The sequence below is a fragment of the Brevibacillus nitrificans genome (assembly GCF_003710965.1).
In the GTDB taxonomy this organism is placed as follows: domain Bacteria; phylum Bacillota; class Bacilli; order Brevibacillales; family Brevibacillaceae; genus Brevibacillus; species Brevibacillus centrosporus.
On record NZ_RHHU01000018.1, the window covers coordinates 20,258 to 40,975 of the forward strand.

The 20,718-nt window shown below is 51.9% G+C and carries 16 protein-coding genes; 4 read left to right on the plus strand and 12 right to left on the minus strand.

All coding sequences use genetic code 11. From position 1 onward, the window contains the following. Nucleotides 1–84 precede the first annotated feature (84 nt). Complete coding sequence (locus EDM59_RS25715; protein WP_122926281.1) at nt 85–1,941, minus strand: sigma-54 interaction domain-containing protein; 1,857 nt, start codon at nt 1,939–1,941, stop codon at nt 85–87. Continuing rightward, on the minus strand, nt 1,938–3,671 hold the full coding sequence (locus EDM59_RS25720) for a sigma-54-dependent Fis family transcriptional regulator (protein WP_122926282.1): 1,734 nt from the start codon (nt 3,669–3,671) through the stop codon (nt 1,938–1,940). The genes EDM59_RS25715 and EDM59_RS25720 overlap by 4 nt, the downstream gene beginning before the upstream one ends. A 217-nt stretch (nt 3,672–3,888) precedes the next feature. Between EDM59_RS25720 and adh the strand changes: the two genes are divergently transcribed. Next, nucleotides 3,889–5,409 carry an aldehyde dehydrogenase gene (adh, locus tag EDM59_RS25725; RefSeq protein ID WP_122926283.1) on the plus strand — a complete coding sequence of 507 codons (1,521 nt, stop codon included), beginning with the start codon at nt 3,889–3,891 and terminating at the stop codon, nt 5,407–5,409. A gap of 3 nt (nt 5,410–5,412) precedes the next feature. Next, a complete protein-coding gene (locus EDM59_RS25730; protein ID WP_122926284.1) occupies nt 5,413–5,760 on the plus strand; it encodes a DUF779 domain-containing protein in 348 nt (115 codons plus the stop codon). Between the two features lie 153 nt (nt 5,761–5,913). Here the strand turns inward: EDM59_RS25730 and EDM59_RS25735 are convergent, their stop codons facing one another. Further along, nucleotides 5,914–7,659, minus strand: a complete 1,746-nt coding sequence (locus EDM59_RS25735; RefSeq protein WP_122926285.1) for a DEAD/DEAH box helicase — start codon at nt 7,657–7,659, stop codon at nt 5,914–5,916. Nucleotides 7,660–7,684: 25 nt separating this feature from the next. Further along, nucleotides 7,685–8,257: a class I SAM-dependent methyltransferase gene (locus EDM59_RS25740; protein ID WP_246011264.1), complete on the minus strand. Its 573-nt coding sequence runs from the start codon at nt 8,255–8,257 to the stop codon at nt 7,685–7,687. 232 nt (nt 8,258–8,489) lie between these two features. Between EDM59_RS25740 and EDM59_RS25745 the strand changes: the two genes are divergently transcribed. Both EDM59_RS25745 and EDM59_RS25750 read left to right on the plus strand, forming a co-directional pair. Continuing rightward, nucleotides 8,490–9,182: a response regulator transcription factor gene (locus EDM59_RS25745; RefSeq protein ID WP_122926287.1), complete on the plus strand. Its 693-nt coding sequence runs from the start codon at nt 8,490–8,492 to the stop codon at nt 9,180–9,182. After that, entirely contained in the window at nt 9,160–11,337 is a 2,178-nt protein-coding gene (locus EDM59_RS25750) for a sensor histidine kinase (protein ID WP_122926288.1), read from the plus strand. Before EDM59_RS25745 ends, EDM59_RS25750 begins: the two co-directional genes overlap by 23 nt. A 71-nt stretch (nt 11,338–11,408) precedes the next feature. Here EDM59_RS25750 and EDM59_RS25755 read toward each other — a convergent pair whose 3' ends face one another. The 8 genes from EDM59_RS25755 to EDM59_RS25790 form a co-directional block, all read right to left on the minus strand. Beyond that, the gene (locus EDM59_RS25755; RefSeq protein ID WP_122926289.1) at nt 11,409–11,672 is read right to left on the minus strand and encodes an HPr family phosphocarrier protein; all 264 of its coding nucleotides are present in this window, start codon (nt 11,670–11,672) and stop codon (nt 11,409–11,411) included. A 100-nt stretch (nt 11,673–11,772) separates the two neighbouring features. Then, nucleotides 11,773–13,095, minus strand: a complete 1,323-nt coding sequence (locus tag EDM59_RS25760; protein ID WP_122926290.1) for a 6-phospho-beta-glucosidase — start codon at nt 13,093–13,095, stop codon at nt 11,773–11,775. Next, the gene (locus tag EDM59_RS25765) at nt 13,092–13,403 is read right to left on the minus strand and encodes a PTS sugar transporter subunit IIA (RefSeq protein ID WP_218033687.1); all 312 of its coding nucleotides are present in this window, start codon (nt 13,401–13,403) and stop codon (nt 13,092–13,094) included. Before EDM59_RS25765 ends, EDM59_RS25760 begins: the two co-directional genes overlap by 4 nt. Before the next feature lie 28 nt (nt 13,404–13,431). Further along, nucleotides 13,432–14,178 (minus strand): chitin disaccharide deacetylase, encoded by a 747-nt coding sequence (gene chbG, locus EDM59_RS25770; RefSeq protein ID WP_122926291.1) that lies wholly within the window; start codon nt 14,176–14,178, stop codon nt 13,432–13,434. A gap of 24 nt (nt 14,179–14,202) precedes the next feature. Continuing rightward, nucleotides 14,203–15,546, minus strand: a complete 1,344-nt coding sequence (celB, locus tag EDM59_RS25775; protein ID WP_122926292.1) for a PTS cellobiose transporter subunit IIC — start codon at nt 15,544–15,546, stop codon at nt 14,203–14,205. Nucleotides 15,547–15,558: 12 nt separating this feature from the next. Continuing rightward, the gene (locus tag EDM59_RS25780; RefSeq protein WP_122926293.1) at nt 15,559–15,861 is read right to left on the minus strand and encodes a PTS sugar transporter subunit IIB; all 303 of its coding nucleotides are present in this window, start codon (nt 15,859–15,861) and stop codon (nt 15,559–15,561) included. A gap of 204 nt (nt 15,862–16,065) precedes the next feature. After that, nucleotides 16,066–18,756 carry a sigma-54-dependent transcriptional regulator gene (locus EDM59_RS25785; RefSeq protein ID WP_122926294.1) on the minus strand — a complete coding sequence of 897 codons (2,691 nt, stop codon included), beginning with the start codon at nt 18,754–18,756 and terminating at the stop codon, nt 16,066–16,068. 167 nt (nt 18,757–18,923) lie between these two features. After that, nucleotides 18,924–20,681, minus strand: a complete 1,758-nt coding sequence (locus EDM59_RS25790) for a methyl-accepting chemotaxis protein (protein ID WP_122926295.1) — start codon at nt 20,679–20,681, stop codon at nt 18,924–18,926. Nucleotides 20,682–20,718 lie beyond the last annotated feature (37 nt).

The window sequence follows — 20,718 nt, forward strand, 5'->3', positions numbered from 1 at the left end:
CATGACAGGGATAGAAAATTGTCGAAGAATAGGGGATCGGTATAAAGCAACAAAGTGCTGCAACATAACGTTGCAACACTTTGCTCATTGGATATTGTACTGCTTCATCTTTCGCCATAGTGTCGTTCGGTCCATCCCCAATACTTTAGCCGCCAGCGTTTTATTGTGTCTCGACTGCTGCAAGACGGCGATGATCTTGGCCGCCTCCGGGTCGATGTGACCGCTTCGCGATGTTCCTGAGCTGCTTGCAGGTCTTGCCACTTTTCTCGCGTACAAAAACCCGACACTCTCCGCAGTGATTCGTCCGTCCTTGGCCATGAGCACGCTTCTCTCTACCACGTTGCGCAGCTCACGCACATTCCCCGGCCATGTGTGGCCTTGGAGGATTCGATAGACCTCGTCATCAATTCGCTCTATTTTTTGCTCATGCTGTTCATTGACCTCTTGCACCATGCTTTTTACCAGCTCCGGTATATCCGTCAAGCGGTCGCGCAAAGGCGGGACATCGAGCTTGAGCATATTGATGCGGTAGTACAGGTCTGCGCGGAAATGCTCCCTCTCAATCTCTTCTGCCAGGTCGCGGTTCGTCGCAGCTACAATACGCACATCGACGGGAATAATCCTTTCCCCACCTACGCGTCTCACGCGACGCTCCTGCAACACTCTGAGCAGCAGCACTTGGATGCGCAACGGCATCTCTCCGATTTCATCCAAAAAAAGCGTCCCGCCGTGGGCCAGCTCAAAGAGACCCGGCTTTCCTCCCTTTTTCGCTCCTGTAAAAGCACCCTCCTCATAACCAAACAGCTCGCTCTCCAGCAGGCTCTCCGGCAGTGCCGCACAGTTAACCGCTAAAAACGGTCCCATCGCCCGTGTGCTTTCCAGATGAATTCCTTGGGCGAACAGCTCCTTGCCCGTTCCTGATTCCCCTGTGATCAGCACGGTAGCATTTGTCCGGGCAAACATCGCCGCCTGTTCTTTTGTATAGAGAATCTCTGGCGAGGAGCCGATGATGCTCTCCAGACGATAGCGGGCTTCCAGTCCATTCTCATGCAGCTTTTTGCGCAGCGACATCTCCATTTTCTGTATGTCGATGATTTCCTTGAAATTGGAGACCGCTCCGACGATCTGGTCCTTTACGATGACGGGAATCCGATTGATGACAATGGAGCGGTCGAGAACCGTTGCTACATCGCCCAGCTCCTGTCGTCCTGTCTTTAGGACACGCAGCATGTCAGAGTGCGGAATGTAATCCGTGATCGGCTTGCCCACGACGTCGCCACTTAAGCCCAGCAGCAGCTTGGCATGCTCGTTCACCAGCGTGATGTGACTGTGCCGATCAACGGCGATGACGGCATCATGTGCAGAATTGACGACAGCCTCCATCAGATGCTTTTCTCGCAGTCGAACTCGTGCATAGGTGATTAACGATTCCGCCTGCTGCACGGCACGGCGCAATGTGGCAATCGATGGCTCTACCAGATGCCATTCCCCGGTTGGCGGCTTCTGTGGCAGCATATTTTTGTTCCACTTGGGGCTAAGGTAAAGCGTCGGCTCCTCGTCCTCCTGCCATTCCTCTTGCAGCTGAAATGAAAGCTTTGCCTCCCCTGATAGCTTCTGCTCAAGGTCGTACTCTTTCTCCAGCCAGAACTTCTCTTTCCGGGAGCCGCAAACGACAACGGCTGGCAGTCGCGCTTCCCTTTCGCACAGCCGCTCCCATACGTTTCTGATGTCATTCAAATCGATCGAGAGGCAGACGACCGGCAACGAGTAGGATTCCAGCTCTTCTCGATACGGCTCGGTTGTGATGACGACGAAAGGATTCATCATTTGGTCGATGATCGACTTGATCGAATAAAAGTACCCAATCGGATGATTACTGTTGTCTAGCAAGGCAGCTATTTTTCTCTCCAGCTCTTTGTCCAGCCTGTACAAGGCAATCATAGTTCCTCCTGATTCATCTGCGCCAAGATACGGTAATCCGCCATTTTGCGATACAGGGTATTTCTCCCGATCTGGAGCAGTTTCGCTGCCTGGCTGACATTTCCTCCGCACTTTTTCAACGCTGTTTTGATCGCCTCGCACTCCATATCTCGCAGTGACAGCGCAGTCCCTTGGGCGGCAGGAACACTCTCTTCCTCCACTCCCTCTAGTTGGATATGCTCGCAGTCGATTTCGTCGTCCTCTGTCAGGAATACCGCTTGAATCAGTACGCCTTGCAGCTCGCGCACATTCCCAGGCCAGGAATAGGACTTGAGCATGGCCTGCGCCTGCTTTGTTAGCGTGATCTGACGGTCTGGAGCGATTTGACTGATCTGATGCGCAGCCAGCTGCAGGATGTCGCTGCGTTTTCTCAGTGGCGGCAAAGAGACGACTACCCCTTTGAGTCGGTAATACAAGTCGGCACGAAAGCGGCCAGCCTTGACTTCATCCGGCAGATGCCTGTGCGTCGCTGCAACCACCCTCGCATGAACGGGCCGAGCCTGGTTGCTTCCAACCGGAGTCACTACCTTTTCCTGCAAAACACGGAGCAAGGCAGCCTGTGCCCGCAGCGACATGTCGCCGATCTCATCCAGAAAAATCGTTCCTTTTCTGGCGGCTTCAAACTTGCCGATCCGCCCCTCCCGTTGAGCTCCCGTAAAAGAGCCGCCTTCATAACCAAATAATTCACTCTCGATTAAATTTTCCGATATTGCACTGCAGTTCACCGCTACGAAAGGTTCCTGCGCACGTGGTCCTGTTTGATGGATCATCTGGGCAAACAGTTCTTTTCCTGTCCCGCTCTCCCCTAAAATCATCACAGGGAAGTCGACCTGCGCAGCTTTTTGTGCGAGAGCCTTTGCTTGAAGAAAAAGCGGGCAGGAGCCAACCAGCCGCGGAAAAGGCTTAAGCTGGGGAGTCGGAGCCGCCGAAGGCCAGGTGCGGCGCCGTTTGTCTTGAACGGTCCGTGCGCCTCGCTCCAGGTCGGGGTCCAGTTGTTTACCGAGCATATCTGATCCGAGCAGCTGCTTTGCCCTCCTGTTTATACCCACGACGCGCTCATCGCGATCAAGCCCGATAAGCGGCAGCCATGGCTCCCAATTGTTGTGCTCAGGTGTATCCGGCAGCGACATGACTCGCTCCGCCTCCGCAAACAAAAGGCGGTTTTGCAAGGCTTCGGCAATCATGCAGACAATGGTTAAAGCAAAGGTATGCGTGTATTCCTTTCTTGTGCTGATATCGATTACACCCAACAGCTCGCCCGAAGGTGAAAAAATCGGGGACGAGGAGCACGTCAGGAAGTGGTTCTCACGAAAATAATGCTGTTCTCCAAAAATCTGTATCGGCTGCTGGGCAATCAGGGCTGTGCCAATCGCATTGGTCCCTTTGTTGCTCTCCTGCCAGTTCGCGCCGATCTGCAGCTGCACCTTTTGCGCATGATCGGCAAAGACAGGGTCTCCCACCGTATGAATAATGTTTCCGTTGCGATCGGACAGAAGCGCAATGTGCTCCGTCGAATGCAGGAAGGGAGACAATTTGTTAAAAAGAGGCAGGCTCTCTCGAATCAGAGGGTGATTTTCCTGAATGATTTCTTTGATTCGATTGGTGGAAATGATTTGATCATTCGCCTTCTGCGTGGATACGAGGTTCGATTCCTGACAGCGCTTCCATGACTGCTGGACAATCGTTGACAACACTCTTCCCTCCCTCAAAATCATTCCCCCTCATTATACCATGACTTGGCAATCTGTTAGCTGTTCCGTTATGGAACACTCCCTGTTCCAATCCGGTCCACTTGCTGCTCGAAAAAACACTGAAAACGCTGTCAAATCAAGGCCCCAGCAGTTGGTACGGGTATTGCTATTAAGTAAGCGTGTAAAGACCTTACAAGAGATATGAGGAGGCGTTCGCATGATCTATGCTCAGCCCGGCCAAGCCGGTTCAAAGGTGACGTTCAAAAAACGCTACGAGAACTACATTGGAGGCAATTGGGTACCGCCAGTGAAAGGAGAGTACTTTGAAAACGTAACGCCTGTCACTGGCAAAGCGTTTTGCGAGGTAGCTCGTTCCACGGCTGAAGATATCGAACTGGCACTGGATGCCGCACATGAGGCGAAAGCAGCATGGGGACGCACTTCTGTTGCACAACGCTCGAACATTCTGTTGAAGATCGCAGATCGGATGGAAGCAAACCTGGAGCTTCTGGCGACAGCCGAGACATGGGAAAACGGAAAGCCTGTGCGTGAAACACTCGCTGCCGACATCCCGCTCGCAATCGACCACTTCCGCTACTTTGCCGGTGCCATTCGCGCTCAGGAAAGCACCCTTGGCGAAATCGACAACGATACGGTCGCTTACCACTTCCATGAGCCACTGGGCGTCGTCGGACAGATCATTCCGTGGAACTTCCCGCTGCTGATGGCTACGTGGAAGCTCGCTCCAGCTCTGGCAGCAGGAAACTGCGTCGTGTTGAAGCCAGCCGAACAAACACCTGCATCGATCATGGTACTGATGGAGCTGATCGGTGACCTGCTGCCTCCTGGTGTGGTCAACGTCGTGAACGGCTTTGGTCTCGAGGCCGGCAAACCATTAGCTTCCAGCAACCGCATTGCAAAAATCGCGTTTACAGGTGAGACGACAACGGGTCGTTTGATCATGCAATACGCTTCTCAAAATATTATTCCAGTTACACTCGAGCTGGGCGGAAAATCGCCAAACATCTTCTTCCCGGATGTATTTGCGAAAGACGATGCGTTCTTTAACAAAGCAATCGAAGGCTTTGTGCTGTTTGCGCTCAACCAAGGCGAAGTGTGCACATGCCCATCTCGCGCTTTGATTCACGAGAGCATTTACGAGCCGTTCATGGAGCGAGCCTTGCAGCGTGTAGCGAGCATCAAGCAAGGCAACCCGCTCGATACCGATACCATGATCGGCGCTCAGGCTTCTCTGGAGCAGGTAGAGAAGATCCTCTCCTATCTGGACATCGGTAAACAGGAAGGCGCAGATTGCCTCATTGGCGGCAGCCGCGCTCAGCTGGAAGGCGACCTGGCAGACGGCTATTACATTCAGCCGACTGTCTTTAAAGGACACAACAAAATGCGCATCTTCCAGGAAGAGATCTTTGGCCCAGTCGTTTCCGTGACGACCTTCAAAGATACCGAGGAAGCCCTCGCGATTGCCAACGACACCCTGTACGGCTTGGGCTCTGGCGTTTGGACCCGCGACGTAAACACGGCTTACCGCATGGGTCGTGAAATTCAGGCAGGCCGCGTATGGACCAACTGCTACCACGCCTACCCGGCTCACGCTGCATTTGGCGGCTACAAAATGTCCGGTATCGGCCGCGAGAATCACAAAATGATGCTCAGCCATTACCAACAAACCAAAAACCTGCTCGTCAGCTACAGCGATCAGGCTCTCGGCTTCTTTTAATCCATGAGCCAACCGGAAAAAGTACTCGCTACCGACGCGGCCCTAGAGCTAATCGAACGGCTTCGCGCCAAACACGGCGATCTGATGTTTCACCAGTCAGGGGGCTGCTGCGATGGCAGCTCACCCATGTGCTACCCACTGGGCGAGTTCCTCATCGGTGAGCAGGATGTGTTGCTGGGTGAGATCGGCGGCTGCCCGTTCTATATGGGAAAAGCTCAGTACGAGTATTGGAAGCATACGCAACTCATCATCGACGTGGTGAGCGGACGTGGAGGCATGTTCTCCCTCGAAGGACCGGAGGGTGTGCGATTCTTGACACGTTCTCGCGTATTTCCCGACTCGGAATCATAAGAAAACCTCTATCGATGCCTTTTCAAGGAGGAGCGGACGCTGAGGCACTTCGTCATGCGCTCCAGAATTCTTAAGCATTACGCTTATAAATTCTTACTGTATAAAAAACAAGACCGTACCCGCCTGAAAAAAGGCTGGCACGGTCTTTTTCTGTTACCGCTGTCTTGTAGGCTTTTTAGCACCTGCTGGCTTGCGGCCAAGTGCTTTTGGACCTGCAGCTGGTCTCGCTCGCTTGCTGTCAGATCGGCGTCCTGCTTGGTTGGAGCTGCTTTTCGAATGCGCGCGGTCTGGGCGGGCGCCAGGACTTCTGTGGTCTTGGCGGACGCCAGGACTTCTATGGTCTTGGCGAACGCCAGGACTTTTGTGGTCTTGGCGAACGCCAGGACTTTTGTGGTCTTGGCGAACGCCAGGACCCCTTTGGTCTTGGCGAGCCCCTGAACGACCCGGTTTGCCACCAGCCCCAATTCGATCCACTCTCTCGCCGCTCTTTGGTTTTCTATCGAAGCGGTCATCCTGGCGTTCGTTGCGCTGCTGCTTCTGATCGAAACTGCCCTGCCTGCGTTCACCGCTTTTCGGCTTGTGATCGAAGCTTCCTCGCTTCTGTTCTCCACTCTTTGGCTTGCGTTCAAAGCGCTCCTGGTTTCGTTCGCGACCACTTTCCCGTGTCGCTCGAGCAGACGAGCTTTTCTGACTGGCAGAACCCTGTCCTCGTGCCTGTCCTTGTTTGGGCCCGCGCTTTTGTCCTTCACTACGCTGTTCAAAAGCCTCCGATTTTTCTCGGCCTTGCCTCTCCAGCTTCAAGCCAATCCCTTTTTCAATCATCTCCAAATACGGGCGATCCTTCGGTGTCACCAAAGTAAAGGCGATTCCCCGTTCCCCCGCTCGACCCGTACGGCCAATCCGATGGATATAGCTGTCCACGTCTTCCGGGATATCGTAGTTAAATACATGGGTCACGCCTTCCACGTCCAGACCGCGGGCAGCCACATCTGTCGCGACGAGAAACTGTATACGAGACTCCCGAAACCGCTTCATGACCGCTTCCCGCTTCGCTTGTGACAAATCTCCATGCAATTCGTCTGACATATAGTCAAAACCTTGCAAGGCCGCATTCAACGTGCTGGCTCGACGCTTTGTCCGGCAGAAGATCACGGCGAGAAATGGCCGGTGTTCATCAATCAAGCTGCGCAGCGTGGATTGCTTAGCACGATCTGTCGTTTCCACTACGATTTGCTTGATATCATCCAGCGTGATACGTTTTCCTTGTACGCGAATATCCTCTGGCTGACGCATAAAACGATTGGCCAGTGAGCGCACTTGGTCAGGCATCGTAGCAGAGAACAGCATGGTTTGACGATCCCATGGTGTCTTTCCGATGATCTCTTCTACTTCCGGCAAGAAGCCCATGTGCAGCATCTGATCCGCTTCATCGAGGACGAGTGTCGACACCGTCGATAAATCAATCGTTCCTCTGCGCATATGATCCAGCAGACGCCCAGGTGTCGCTATGACGATCTGCTTTTTACCCGCAAGCTTTCTCATCTGGCGTTCGACGTCTTGTCCTCCGTAAACAGCTAGCACATGGATGTCATCGAGCTTCGCCGTCAGCTTCTGCACTTCTGCTGTAATCTGCAGAGCCAGCTCCCGCGTAGGCGTGAGGATCAACGACTGTACGTGCGTTGCCTCCGGATCAGCCTGCTCCAGTATCGGCAGGACAAATGCCAGCGTTTTCCCAGTCCCAGTCTGTGCCTGCGAGATCACATCTCTGCCAGTCAGGGCGACAGGAATGGTTTTTTCCTGTATCGGGGTCGGTTCGGTAATGCCATTTTCCTTTAATGCCTCAAGGAGTTCCTTGCGTATTCCTACTGCCGTAAAATCAGCCAGTGTAGCCATCTCCATTCTTGATTCCGATCGACTGTCTGCCTTATTTCGTGCACACAGCCATTCCGATAAAATAACGAACACCTTCTCGAGGCTTCTCAAACGTCACGCCTCGCTGGTAGTAAATCTCGACGTGGGAAAAACGGACAAACAGCTCTTCAAACTCCTCGGGGGTCAGCTGATGAACGTGAAACGGCTCGCTCGTCTTTTGGCCTCTTCCCCTGCCAAAAGGACTGGATAGCACCAGTATTCCGCCAGGCTTTAGCATGCGATACAAGTTGTCCATAAACAATAGGTCGTCCGCGACATGCTCGATCGTTTCAAAGCTGAGTATCGTATCAAATTGTCCCAATTGCTCAGGTAGGCTAGGATCTAGGGCATCGCCCTTCTGGTACGTGATCTTTTGGTGGTTGTACTCGCGATTGGCGTAGAGAAGCGTCTCTTCATCGTTGTCTACCGCGACCAGCTCCACCAGCTCGCGTTTCCTGTCCTTGGCGACCATATGCGCTCCATACCCTGTACCGCACGCGATATCCAGCACGCGACCTTTGATATACGGCGTGGCAAAGTAGTACCGGGCGATGTGCTCCAGCAGCATACCGTTCGTAGGCTTCATCAATTTGGGGATGATGCGCTCCCCTGTCCATTCTAGCAAAGCGATCACCGTTTTCCTGGTATTCTTCCCCCCCATCTTACCTTATTTCAAGGGAGAGAGGAAACTTGCGTGAAAATACACCCCGAAAATCCACTTCCTACATGCTTAAGAAAAATGTAAGAGTTTTCTATGCTGTTTTGTTCGAACTGCCCGGTAAGATAGAACTAGAAAGAGATACGAGGTGGGACTTATCATGACGAATTACAATGTCCTTGTCGTTGATGACGAACGGGAAATCAGGGACGCGATCGAGATTTACCTCCAGAGCGAATCCATCACGGTCTACAAGGCGAATGACGGTTTGGAAGCTCTGGATGTCCTGACAGAACAGGATATTCACCTCATCATTCTGGACATCATGATGCCCAGGATGGACGGCATTACCGCCACCTTTAAAATCCGACAAGAGAAAAACATTCCCATCATCATGCTTTCCGCAAAGTCAGAGGATACCGACAAAATACTGGGATTGAACGTCGGAGCGGATGATTACGTCACGAAGCCGTTTCATCCTCTTGAGCTGGTGGCGCGTGTGAAATCGCAGCTTCGTCGCTACACCAATCTGGGCAACTACAAATCGACAGAAGATGAGATTCAAGTGCGGGGGCTGACCCTGAACAAAACCACGAAAACCGTCACGGTAGACGACAATGACGTTCGGCTGACCGCAACGGAGTACAAAATTCTTGAGCTGCTGATGGAAAACAAAGGACGGGTGTTCTCCATCGAGGAAATCTACGAGCGCGTCTGGAGGGAACCGTATCTGAACGCCGAAAACACGGTAGCCGTCCACGTCCGACGTATTCGGGAGAAAATCGAAATCAACCCGAAGGAACCGAAATATTTAAAGGTGGTATGGGGAATTGGATACAAAATCGAAAAATAAGAGTTATTCGCTGCTGGCCACTCTCGCCTTGTTGGTGACAACGACGCTGTCCTTTCTGACGGTCGCCGATCTCTATGACAAACGCGAGTACCTGCAAGAGGGTTACTATTTTGACAGCTACAACTTCTTCGATCAGCTGAACACCGAGGTGGACCTGATTCGGAGCGTTCATGTCGAGTACGCCGGTTATGAGCAGAAAAAGCCGATGGAGAAAATCGATGCGGATACACTAGAGCAATTCACTCATGAGCGTGACCAGTCCTTACAAGATGAAAAACAAGCCATTGTCGATCAATACCATGATGTCATTCAGGAGGCACAGCAAGCAGGCAAACCAGAGGAGGTCGCCAAGCTTACGACTGAAAGAGACAGTAAAATCTCTGAAAAAAACAGAGAGGTTCAAAAAGATTGGGATAAAAGAGTCAGCCAGTTCATAAAAGACAAGGATCAAGAATACGAAGAGCGCAAAAATAGCCTCGCCTTTCGCGACAGCTCTTTTAAATATTACGTAGTGGATGGAAAAAGAAGCAAGGTCTACACCAATCTTGGATACGAGCCTTCTGATGCTGCCCTGCAGAGAGACGCTCTCTACTCCTTCCAGTTCCCGAAAAACTCGCACTCGAGAACAAACATGTTCGCTGATCTCAATCGCTCATTTCAGTTGAATCAGTGGAAAGGCGTCATCTACGTTCCCAAATCACCTGAAGGGTACAGCCAAATTCACGCAGATGCTACCTATTACAATTCAGTCCGAGAGCGTCTCATGCTCGAATACGCCCTTCTGACGGCTACTCTCCTGATCAGTGGAGTATTGCTCTGGTACACCTACACCCGAAAAGCCACGCAGCTGCCGGTTATCCAAAAGAGCTTGGCTTTCATGCGCCGGATCCCACTGGACATCCGAATCGTCCTGTTGTTTCCACTCATCCTGATTTACTTGGCTGTGGCATTTGGTTCTACTTTCTTTTCGTTTCCGATCGGCTTCGACCAATTCTTTACCCTGACCGTTATGCTCCCTCTCACAGCCATCTTCCTGCTGTATATTGTGGAAGCCTGGTTCATGTACAATGACGGCGAGCAATTGCGTCAGCAATGGAGCAGAAGCTTGCTTTCCCGCCAGCGCTCCCTGCTGAAAGAAAGCTATTCGAACCGCAGTGTGTTCTTCAAGGTAGCATTGATCTTCACGCTGACAGTCGGTCTGGGAATGAGCATAGCTCTAGGCCTGTTCGCCATCGCAGACCGAGCGGAAGAACTGCTGATTCTCGTATTCCTGTACGACATGTTCTATGTACTTTGCGTCCTGCCTTACATTTTCCGCCGCATCGGGCTTATGAACAGACTCCTGCTCGGCGCTTCGCAAATGGCTGCCGGTGATCTGCAGGCAACGATCGTAGAAAAGCCGCGTGGAAAACTGGCAGACCTGGCCCATTCCCTTAACAACATCAGGCAGGGTCTACAGCACTCGGTAGAAAGCCAGATGAAAAGCGAAAGACTCAAATCAGAGCTGATCACCAATGTTTCTCATGATTTGAAAACACCACTCACGTCGATCATCAACTATGTCGATTTGCTCAAGCGGGATAACCTGACCCAGGAAGACATCAAAAGCTATGTGGATGTCCTCGAGCGTAAAACCAACCGCTTGAAGGTGCTGATCGATGACCTGTTCGAAGCAGCAAAAACAGCGAGCGGTTCTGTAGAGCTGAACATCGAGCAAGTCAACGTCTCCGCTCTGCTCAATCAAGCCATCGCCGAGTTCAGCGACAAGATCGACGAGTCTACACTCACTTTCCGCGTCAATATCGAGCAGCCCAAAATCATGGCACCCCTCGATGGCAAAAAGACTTGGCGGGTCTTTGAGAACCTGATCGGAAATGCCTTGAAATACTCCATGCCGAATACACGTGTGCATGTCCACTTGACGGAGACACAGAATGAAGTCGTTCTGACGATCAAAAACGTCTCCGCCTACGAAATTGATTTTGCCGCTGACGAATTGTTCGAACGCTTCAAACGGGCAGACCAATCACGCAATACGGAAGGCTCTGGTCTCGGTCTGGCTATCGCCAAAAGCATCGTCGAGCTGCAAGGGGGCAAGCTCGCCATTGATATTGACGGCGATTATTTCAAAGTGATCGTTCTCTTTCGTCGCTAAATGATCAAACTGCAAAAGGCCAATCACCCATCCTCAGTGATTGGCCTTTTTTTCGTTTCCCAGCTTTACAGCTAGACGGCAAAATCCCTTTCAAACAACTGCTGAATTTTCGCGGCAACTTCCTGTTCGTCGGCACCGTCCACTTCAAACGTAATCTCATCTCCCGTCTTCACAGCAAGCGCCATGACGCTGAGGATGCTCTTCCCGTTTGCCTCTTTTCCGTTATACAGGATTTTGACCGTCGCTTGGTGCTGATTGAGCAGATGGACCAGAACGGATGCTGGGCGTGCATGGAGCCCTCCACTCACGGTTACTTCTACGGTAATCCGAATCATTGGCTCCCTCCCTTCGCCTTTCGACCTCAAAACATTTGCGAACGACGCTCACGACTCCATCCTTATCGTTTTACTGGCAGCAAAGCCTCATGCCACTGCTTTATGACACCGGCTTGAAAAACTGAGGCAGGTAATCCTTGTGTGCCTCCAGCATTTCATCTAAAATCTGCTTGGCGATTGCATCAGAAGGTACCAACGGGTTGATGGTCATCGCGAGCAGAGCCTGGTGGTAGTCTCCTGTTACGGCCGCTTCAGCCGCGACTCTTTCGAACGATTTGATCTGCTGCACCAAACCGCGTACCGGCACAGGCAAATCCCCAACTGCCAGTGGAATCGGTCCTTCTTTTGTGATCACGCAGTTGACTTCCACCGCAGAATCGTCCGGAATACTCGCGATGGCACCGTTGTTTCGCACATTGACCGGCTGAATATCTCGCTTGTCGTTGTAAATCGAGTGAATCAGATTGCATGCGGCCTCGCTGTAATAGGCTCCTCCCCGCTTTTCCAGCTGGGGCGGCTTGATGGACAAGTCCGGGTCTTTGTACAGCTCAAACAGCTCTTCCTCTACCTTTTTCACGACTTCCGCTCGCGTTCCTGACTTTTGCGACTCCTCCAGCTCATGCTCGAGCATCGTGCGGGTCTGGTAGTAATAGCGATGGTAGGGGCAAGGCAAGATCCCTAGTGCCTTGATAAAATCTTTGTCCCAGCCCAGATCCAGTATATTTTTCATCGTGATGCCCGATTGATCGCCGGAAAGCTTTTCGATGAGCTTTGCCGTCACATTTTCACCGTCCAGGAATACGCCCAGACCAAAGACCATGTGATTGAGCCCCGCAAAATCAATGTGCACGCGTGACTGATCGACGTCCAGGACAGAAGCCACGCCCATTTTCATCCCAATGGGAACATTGCACAGCCCGATGACCTTTTTCCGATGGGTATAGCGCAGCACCGCTTCGGTCACCATGCCCGCCGGATTGGTAAAGTTGATCAGCCAGGCATCGGGGCATAGCTCCTCCATATCCCGGCAAATGTCCATGATGACGGGAATCGTGCGCAGACCTTTGAACAATCCGCCCGGACCATTGGTTTCTTGTCCGATAACACCGTATTTCAGCGGAATTTTTTCGTCCTTTACCCGTGCATCCAGCAAACCGACGCGAATCTGCGTGGTGACGAAATCAGCGCCCTCCAAGGCTTTTCTCCGATCCAATGTCAGATGGATCTGGATCGGCACGCCTGCCTTTTCCACCATGCGCTTCGCCAAGGCACCCACGATTTGCAGCTTCTTTTCCCCGGCTGGAACGTCTACCAGCCACAATTCCCTCACAGGCAGCTCCTCGTATCGTTTAATAAAGCCCTCCACCAGTTCCGGGGTATAGCTCGATCCCCCGCCGATGGTTACGATCTTGATTCCACTCACACTCCCGCCCCCTTGCTCTCGTGAATATGGCCGTACATCTCTACGAATTCACTGGCCAGATCCTTGATCGTCATGGCATTCATCACATGGTCCTGCGCGTGAATCAACAGCATGCTAAGCTCTGTCTTTTCACCCGAGACTTCTTTCTGGATAAAGGCGGTTTGGTTTTGGTGGGCTTTGCTGAGCTCCTCTCCTGCCTCGGCCAGGGCATTTTTTGCCCCAGCCATATCCTTGTTCTTTGCAAGCGCGATTGCTTCCATGGCGAGACTCCTCGCGTTGCCACCATGCAAAATCAATTGGAATATCATTTCTGTATGATCCACAGTCCATCTCCACCTATCCGATTTCGTTAAAGGTCACGAGCTGTACCCTCTTTTGCTTGATGGATTCCTTTACCTCTGGCGCGGTCAGGATCTGCAGTTCCCGGGTGCGCTGCCTTGCGTAGGAGCTGCCCGTAAACAGCTCCTCATCCACATAGGCGGGGTGACTCATGATTTCTGCACTCGAGCTGCCTGATAAATCATCTATAATGCCAATCAACGACTCGACGCTCACATCATCTCCGTAAAAACGCGCCGAGAAGCTTTCTGTCGTACGTACCTTTGGAGTGTGCTCTCCTCTCTCTGTCTCAAAAGCCCACGGGTATCGCACGGGAAGGCTGTGGCGCTCAGCCAGACGCAGAACGATTGGCAAAATAGCTTCGCGAGCATGAACATGGTGATGACTGTCAATGTGAGTAGGTCTTCGTCCCATGCGGAAAAACCGCTCCAGCTGCGCCGTAAACTCTCGCTCTACCTCTTCGGGCGACACATCTTCCAAATGAGCCTGGCCCCTGCGGAACTTGCCGCTGCTATCCGTAAGTGTCGGTACATGGGACTCCAGAGGCGCCCCGCACGTGAGCACCAGGTGAATACCCATGCCGAGCTTCGGATTTTCTGCTGCCAGTCGAAAGGCATGCTCTACACCAGGCATGTTCATCATCGTCGTGGCAGAAGTAACGATTCCTTCGACATGTGCCTCTACAATGCCCAGATTGACGCCTTTGGAATACCCGAAATCGTCTGCATTCACAATCAGCTTCATAGCAGATCCTTTCTCCTTGCAAATTTACAGAGCAACTGTTTTATTTTCGGATTGCGACGCTTGCTCTTCTGCCAGCTTTTGTTTATCCCACAGCCGGAAGAACGGATAGTAGATTAATAAAGATACGACGAAGTTAACAAGCTGTAGTACTGCGCCGGATATTTTTCCGCCCGTCGCCAAGTAACCACTGATGATCGGCGGTGTTGTCCACGGAACAGCGACCCCACTCGGCCTGGCCACCCACCCAAGCTCCATCGCTAAATAAGTGACGATAACCAGAGCAATCGGTGCCAAAATAAACGGGATAATCAGCAGCGGGTTCATGACGATCGGCATTCCGAAGGTCACAGGCTCGTTAATGTTGAAAAGTCCCGGACCGATGGACAGTCTGCCGATGTTCTTCATCTGCTCGCTTCGGGCTCGAAGGATCATGAGAACGACCAAAGCAAGGGTCGCTCCTGAGCCTCCTGCGTAAATCCAGAGATCAAAAAATTGCTTCGTGATGACGTTTGGCAATTCGCCAGTCGGGTCTGCCTGGAACACAGCGCGGTTTTGGTCCATCAGCGAGAGCCAGATCGGGTCCATGACACCACCGACGATAGCCGCTCCGTGCAAGCCAAGCGACCATAGCACCTGCACCAGCAATACAGCAATGATTGCACCGAACATGCTGCTTCCCAGTGCGTTCAGCGGACCGACCAAAAGATCCGAAACGATGTTGTGGATGCTTTGGAACGATGTATTTTCAATGAGGATGCGCAGCAGCCATACGACCAGAATGACGATAGAGGCGGGAATCAGCGCGACGAACGAGCGGGCTACTGCTGGCGGCACACCGTCCGGCATCGTGATGACGATTTTCTTTTGGATGATCTTGCGGTAAATTTCAGTGGACAGCAGAGCGAGAATCATGGCGACGAACAAGCCTTTACTTCCCATCAGTGCCACAGGAATGACACCGCCTACTTCTACTGCGGTACTCGCTCCTTCTGGGGTAAACATCGTGTTGTACGGCGTGGCAAGCAAGAAGGCCGCCACTGAGATCGCCCCTGCTGACAACGGGTCGACCTTATACTTTTCAGCCAGCCGGTAGGCGACGCCAAAGCCGACAATCAACGCCATGATGTCAAAGGTAGCGTTCACGGGGTACAGCAGCTTGGTCAGCCATTTTTCACCGAAAATACCTGCCATAAAATCGCCGTAGCCTGGGATCGGAATGAAGCCGATGATGAGGAAAAGAGACCCGATAATGAGCAAAGGCATAGTTAAAATGATGCCGTCACGAATCGCCTGCAAATGCTTTTGTTCCGCAATCCGACCAGCTACCGGCATGACGCGGTTCTCCAAAAACGAAATAAATCCCGCCATACGCACCCTCCTCTATTTTTTAAGACGAAGCGCAAACTCCAGCACATTCTTCCCATTCAACGTGCCATAGTCAACCGTGCTGATGACATCCACAGGAATCCCTCTAGCCTCTCCCTCTTTTTTCATTTCCGTAAGCTTGTAGCGAACCTGAGGTCCCAAAAGGAGTACGTCGGCCTGATCAATGTGTCTACTGACTTCGTCTGCAGATACCGCCCAGATTTTGGCTTCGAGCCCTTTGTCATTGGCAGCCTGCTCCATCTTCTTCACCAACAAACTGGTAGACATCCCTGCGTTGCAACACAGCAAAATATTCAAATCCCATTCCTCCCTTCACCTTGATGCCCCTATATAAAAGCAAGCATCGTGCCAAAACACCAAATATTGTATGCGCTTTCATTTCAAGCCTTGTCGTTAGCTGAATCTTACGCCGGGCTACTGGATCGCTGCAAAAAGTGTTTTCGTGAGAACCCCTTTGTGTTTCGATTTTTCCTGCGTTACAAACAAAAAATAAAACACTAATCACACTAGTGTTTTATTGTGTAAAAAGAAATTCATGATAAAACACACGTCGTCTTCACGGATGTTGATTTCATATTGATCCTCTATCAGCTGCAGCTCGTGACGAACGATGCTGTACAATCTCCTGTTTTCTGCGAGAAAGCTCTCTTTTTCAGCGTAGTCCACAGTGGGAAGCCCTGCCTTCAGTCGATCGATCAGGCAGCAGACATGCAAATAGGCGCCAATCCGGGTATCAAATACGAGTACGTTGTGCAATCGCTCCTCCATCCGCCCCATGCACGCCCTCACATCTCCAAGTACACGCCGACTCTCTACCATCGTTAAATGCTCGCCAAGTGTCTCCACCATTTTCATAAACGCTTCCTCGAGGTCGATCATCTGCTGGATATCCTGCAAAGCCTCCCCGTTCAGCACATCGTCCATTCCGTAGCAGCGCAGGTCTTTGTCCAACATGTAGTTACTCACGATGCAGATTACCTTTCGCTCCTTCTTGATCTGCTTTAGCTGGTTGCGTGCCTGCGCTTTGTCGATCAGCTGAAGTGGAATGATTTCCACCAGCTGGCTGTCGTAGCGCAAACGGTTCTCCAGCATCCTTTTCAAAAACAGCGCACTTCCTTCACCAGACAGGCATGCCGCTACAATCGCTAGAGCCGGAGCAAGCTCTCGGACAGGTCCCTGTTTGGGCTGCTCCTCGTTCTGCAATACCGTGAGGCTGCTCAAACTGCTGACATCGCGGTATACGTCCTCCAGCGTGTGCCCCAGCATCGCTTTGCGCGTGGCTTCGATAACGTGGGGTGTGCTGACCATGGGAATGACCTTTACCGGGATGCCGACTTCTTTTTCAATGATTTCTCCAAAGCCGAGCAGAGAGCCCATATCCACCAGCAGCAAAAGGCCAGCTGCACTCCCGACCTCCCTGGCGAGCTTGATCGCTTGCTCCAGCACTTTCATGTACTCTTCTTCTAGCGGCAGGTCAATCGCCTTGGCGTAATCCGTGACCAGCAGTCGATTGGTGACATCGACCATCGCAGTCGCACCACCGCTGCCGTGAGTGATCACCAGCACACCGACCGTTTCCCGCTCCTGCTGCAGGCTCTCGTCATCCAGCACAAAGAACATCGTGAGGTAGCCCGCCTCGTCAATTGGCAGGTCCATCAGGATCGCTTCCTCAATCATGCGTACACATTCCAGCGCCACAGCAAACTCCTTTTTGTATTTGATCCGGACGCTGTTGATATGCGGGTTGGTGATTTGCTTGCCGTGAGCGAGACGTTCCTTGGAGGTCTGAATATGGAGTGCCAGACCGAAAATGACCTTTTGGCTCAAAATCTTGCCAAGCCTGGCTTCTGCATAGCGGACGATCTCCTCCACGAGATTCACGATGATCGGATCAATAATGCGCGACATGTCCTCTTTATTGATGCGTTTGTTGACCCCTTTGATAAACCGGGTGAAGTAGTTCTCAATGTCAAATTCCAGTTCTTCCTCGCTGACTCCCTGATTGCGAAGCTCCTGAATTTTTTGCTCGATCTTTTCATAGACGCTGTTTGCCGTATCCTCCGTCTCCCGCTCGATCGAAATGCTGTCTTGTGTCGGCTGCACAACGAAGCTCTTGTGATCCTTTCCTACCAGCTCCTCCAGCGCGGCTTTTCGCTCTTTTGCGAGCAGCAGGCCTTGCTTTACATGATGCGGCAGATCCTGGACTGACACCTCGAGCTGCTTTTTCTTCAACGAAATAAAGTCGGCATAAGCGCTCGCACACGTAAGCTGAACATCCGTTTTCAGCTGTCCGATGTTGTTCGGACAGTGATACGACAAAAAGGCGTGAATGGCGCTGGCTGATATTTGGATTTCGCGCCCGAGTCGAAAGGCTTCTTCTCGAAAAATGTTGATCAAAATACCAAACCGCTCCTCCATTCCCCGCTCGACGAGGGAAGGCAGCTTGATTACCATCGGGATGCGTCGAATAAACGTTTTGAGCAGGCTCGACTCCGGATTTTCCGTCGTGGCCGAAATGATCTGCACCTGTGCGGTTCGCTCAACCTCCGTCTCTCCTACCCGGCGAAAGGTTCCTTTGTCCATAAAGGTGAAAAAGATCTCTTGTCCTTCAGCGGGCAGCCGATGAACCTCATCGAGAAACAGGATGCCGCCATCGGCTTTCTCCACCAGTCCTCTCCGGTCGTTTTCCGCGCCGGTATACGCCCCCTTCTTCACCCCAAACAGCTGGCTGTACAAGAGCTGCGGGTTGTTTGCGTAATCGGCACAGTTGAAAACAACGAATGGCGCGTCTTTGTCCAATCGTCCAATGTCGATGGAAAACTCGTGGATCAGACCGGCAAATCCTGACTTGCCGACCCCGGTCTCGCCCAGAATCAGGCAATGCATTCCTCGCGGCGGATACAACACTGCTGCCTTTGCCTGCTCGATAGGTGTCAGCAGGCTTTTATTTCCCTTTGCCAGCCTGTCCAGCGCGGTTTCTGTATTGTACAGAGTTTCACTCGTTTGCTTGGCAAAAAACAGCGTAGGCCTGCCGTCTGCTTTTTCGATCTTGCCTGCCTTCCACAGCTTGTTCAAATCGCTGCTCACGTTGGCACGACTAAGCCCGAGCATCTCAGCCAATTCACTAGCACTGATTTTCTTACCTGGGTCAAAATCCAAAAATTTCTGATAAATCAAATCCAAACGCTTCATGCTATCACCTGCCGTTGCGTAGATGGCACGATCGCCTCATTTCGAATTCATTTCAACACGAAAGAAAGAAAACCTCCCTTACCTGACAATATGAAGATGGAGCATAGGCAATTCCAGTGAAAAAACCAGCTGGCCTCACAAGCAGGCAGCTGGTTTGAAGAGAATCCTTATACATTTACTTGTTGAATAGCTTGTCTCATTCCCAAGGTATTTGCCGTCAGTACCGCTGTAGCTTCGTGCACATGCTGCATCATGCCCAGCTGTTTGTTTGACAGAGACTGAATTTGCTGCGTCTGACCGGACACTTCGCTCGCGATATGGGCGATACTGCTAAATTGGGCGACGACTTCCTCAGAGCCTGCCGATAGCTGCTCTGTCGTAGCCGAGACCTCCATGATCTGCTCGCTAACCAGGCCAAATGCTTTTACGGCATGCAAAATCGACTGTTCTGCATCCTGTGACAGCTGGACTCCTGCCGCAACTTCCTGTGCGACCACTTCCATCTCTTCGCTGATCGAGGCCGATTGTATCCCAATATGACTGAGCAGATCCGTAATTTGCAGGACCGTCTTTGCGGAGGCATCGGCCAGCTTGCTGACTTCTTTGGCTACTACCGAAAAGCCTTGTCCATGCTCCCCAGCACGAGCCGCTTCGATCGTCGCATTGAGCGCAAGAATCTTCGTTTGATCCGTAAAGCTCCGAATCGATTGCAGCGCCTTCTCGATCTCATCTGTATTGCCCTTCATTTCCCTGGCCAGCTGCAATGTTTGCTCGGCCGAGGTAGCGATCCCACGGATTTGGTGGTTCATGCGTTTCATAGCACCGTCACCCGAACGCGCCATTTCGAGTGCTTCGACGGAAGCCGAGGATACCGTCGCAGAGGATTCAGCGATCCGCGTAATGCCCAAGGCGATTTCCTCCATTGCCATGACGCTGTCCTCGGCACTCTTTTTCTGGGTGTTTGCCCCTTCGTAAATCGTCCTCACCGTTTCACTCATGCTTTTGCCCATTTCCAGCATCCGGTTGGCACTGGTAGCAAACTCTCCAGAGGATGTCACTAGTTGATCGGACGTTTGTTCCATATTCATGACCAATCCACGTACCCGCGCATGCACATTTTCAGACATGATCAGCATGGCCTTGTAAACGCTTCCGATCTCGTCCACCGAACGAACCGGATTCTCACGCAAAATATCATGCGCTGCTGCCAAATCGCCTGCTGCCATTTTTTCTGCGCTCAGCTTCACGATGTGGAGGGGTCGCAGTGCCTTTTGGATAAACCAGACAATGACTCCGATCGCTGCCACCATAATCGCCAGGATGAGGGCATAAAAGGGCAAGCTCTTCTTCATGACATTGGCCGCCAGCTGCTCAAACACAGCCGCATCTGTATCGATGCCCAGAGCGCCGATCACCGTTCCGTTCGCATCCTTTACGGGTACATACGCGGATAAATAGGAGCCGTACTCCGGATTATCGATCACCGGAGAGCTCGCCTGTCTGCCCGCCATGACTTCCTTGACTGCATCTGGAGGCATATCCGTTATTTCGTCGATGGGAGACGCATCCGGATCGTTTGGCGGTCTTCCATCGATCATAATATGCGGAACCTGATTCTCAGCAAAGCGTACAAAATAGACATAGCGCGCGCCAATCTGTGTACGGAAAACGTCAAGCTCGTGGCGCAGCGACCAATACAGATCCGTTTCTTGTGGCTGCTTCAGAAACTCGGCATATTGCTCCGGCTTCATCCCGGTCGCGTAGCTTTCTGCGATGCGAATGTTGTAGTTATTGATCCCCTCTTCGACCGCAGATTTGGTCTGCACCATCTGGATCGCCAAATTGCCCGCCGCAATAAGAAGAAGAACCAGTATAATTACGAACAAAATGCGGACAATCAGATGCTTTTTCATGAACATGGCCATGGATGAGCTTCTCCTCCGTGAAATATTGTTGCAACGA

What these genes read in the sequence shown, in the direction of transcription:
- EDM59_RS25715 (WP_122926281.1), bottom strand. Translation starts at nt 1,941, where the DNA reads ATGATTGCCTTGTACAGGCTGGACAAAGAGCTGGAGAGAAAAATAGCT.
- adh (WP_122926283.1), top strand. Translation starts at nt 3,889, where the DNA reads ATGATCTATGCTCAGCCCGGCCAAGCCGGTTCAAAGGTGACGTTCAAA.
- EDM59_RS25730 (WP_122926284.1), top strand. Translation starts at nt 5,413, where the DNA reads ATGAGCCAACCGGAAAAAGTACTCGCTACCGACGCGGCCCTAGAGCTA.
- EDM59_RS25735 (WP_122926285.1), bottom strand. Translation starts at nt 7,659, where the DNA reads ATGGAGATGGCTACACTGGCTGATTTTACGGCAGTAGGAATACGCAAG.
- EDM59_RS25740 (WP_246011264.1), bottom strand. Translation starts at nt 8,257, where the DNA reads ATGAAGCCTACGAACGGTATGCTGCTGGAGCACATCGCCCGGTACTAC.
- EDM59_RS25745 (WP_122926287.1), top strand. Translation starts at nt 8,490, where the DNA reads ATGACGAATTACAATGTCCTTGTCGTTGATGACGAACGGGAAATCAGG.
- EDM59_RS25755 (WP_122926289.1), bottom strand. Translation starts at nt 11,672, where the DNA reads ATGATTCGGATTACCGTAGAAGTAACCGTGAGTGGAGGGCTCCATGCA.
- EDM59_RS25765 (WP_218033687.1), bottom strand. Translation starts at nt 13,403, where the DNA reads ATGATATTCCAATTGATTTTGCATGGTGGCAACGCGAGGAGTCTCGCC.
- chbG (WP_122926291.1), bottom strand. Translation starts at nt 14,178, where the DNA reads ATGAAGCTGATTGTGAATGCAGACGATTTCGGGTATTCCAAAGGCGTC.
- celB (WP_122926292.1), bottom strand. Translation starts at nt 15,546, where the DNA reads ATGGCGGGATTTATTTCGTTTTTGGAGAACCGCGTCATGCCGGTAGCT.
- EDM59_RS25785 (WP_122926294.1), bottom strand. Translation starts at nt 18,756, where the DNA reads ATGAAGCGTTTGGATTTGATTTATCAGAAATTTTTGGATTTTGACCCA.
- EDM59_RS25790 (WP_122926295.1), bottom strand. Translation starts at nt 20,681, where the DNA reads ATGGCCATGTTCATGAAAAAGCATCTGATTGTCCGCATTTTGTTCGTA.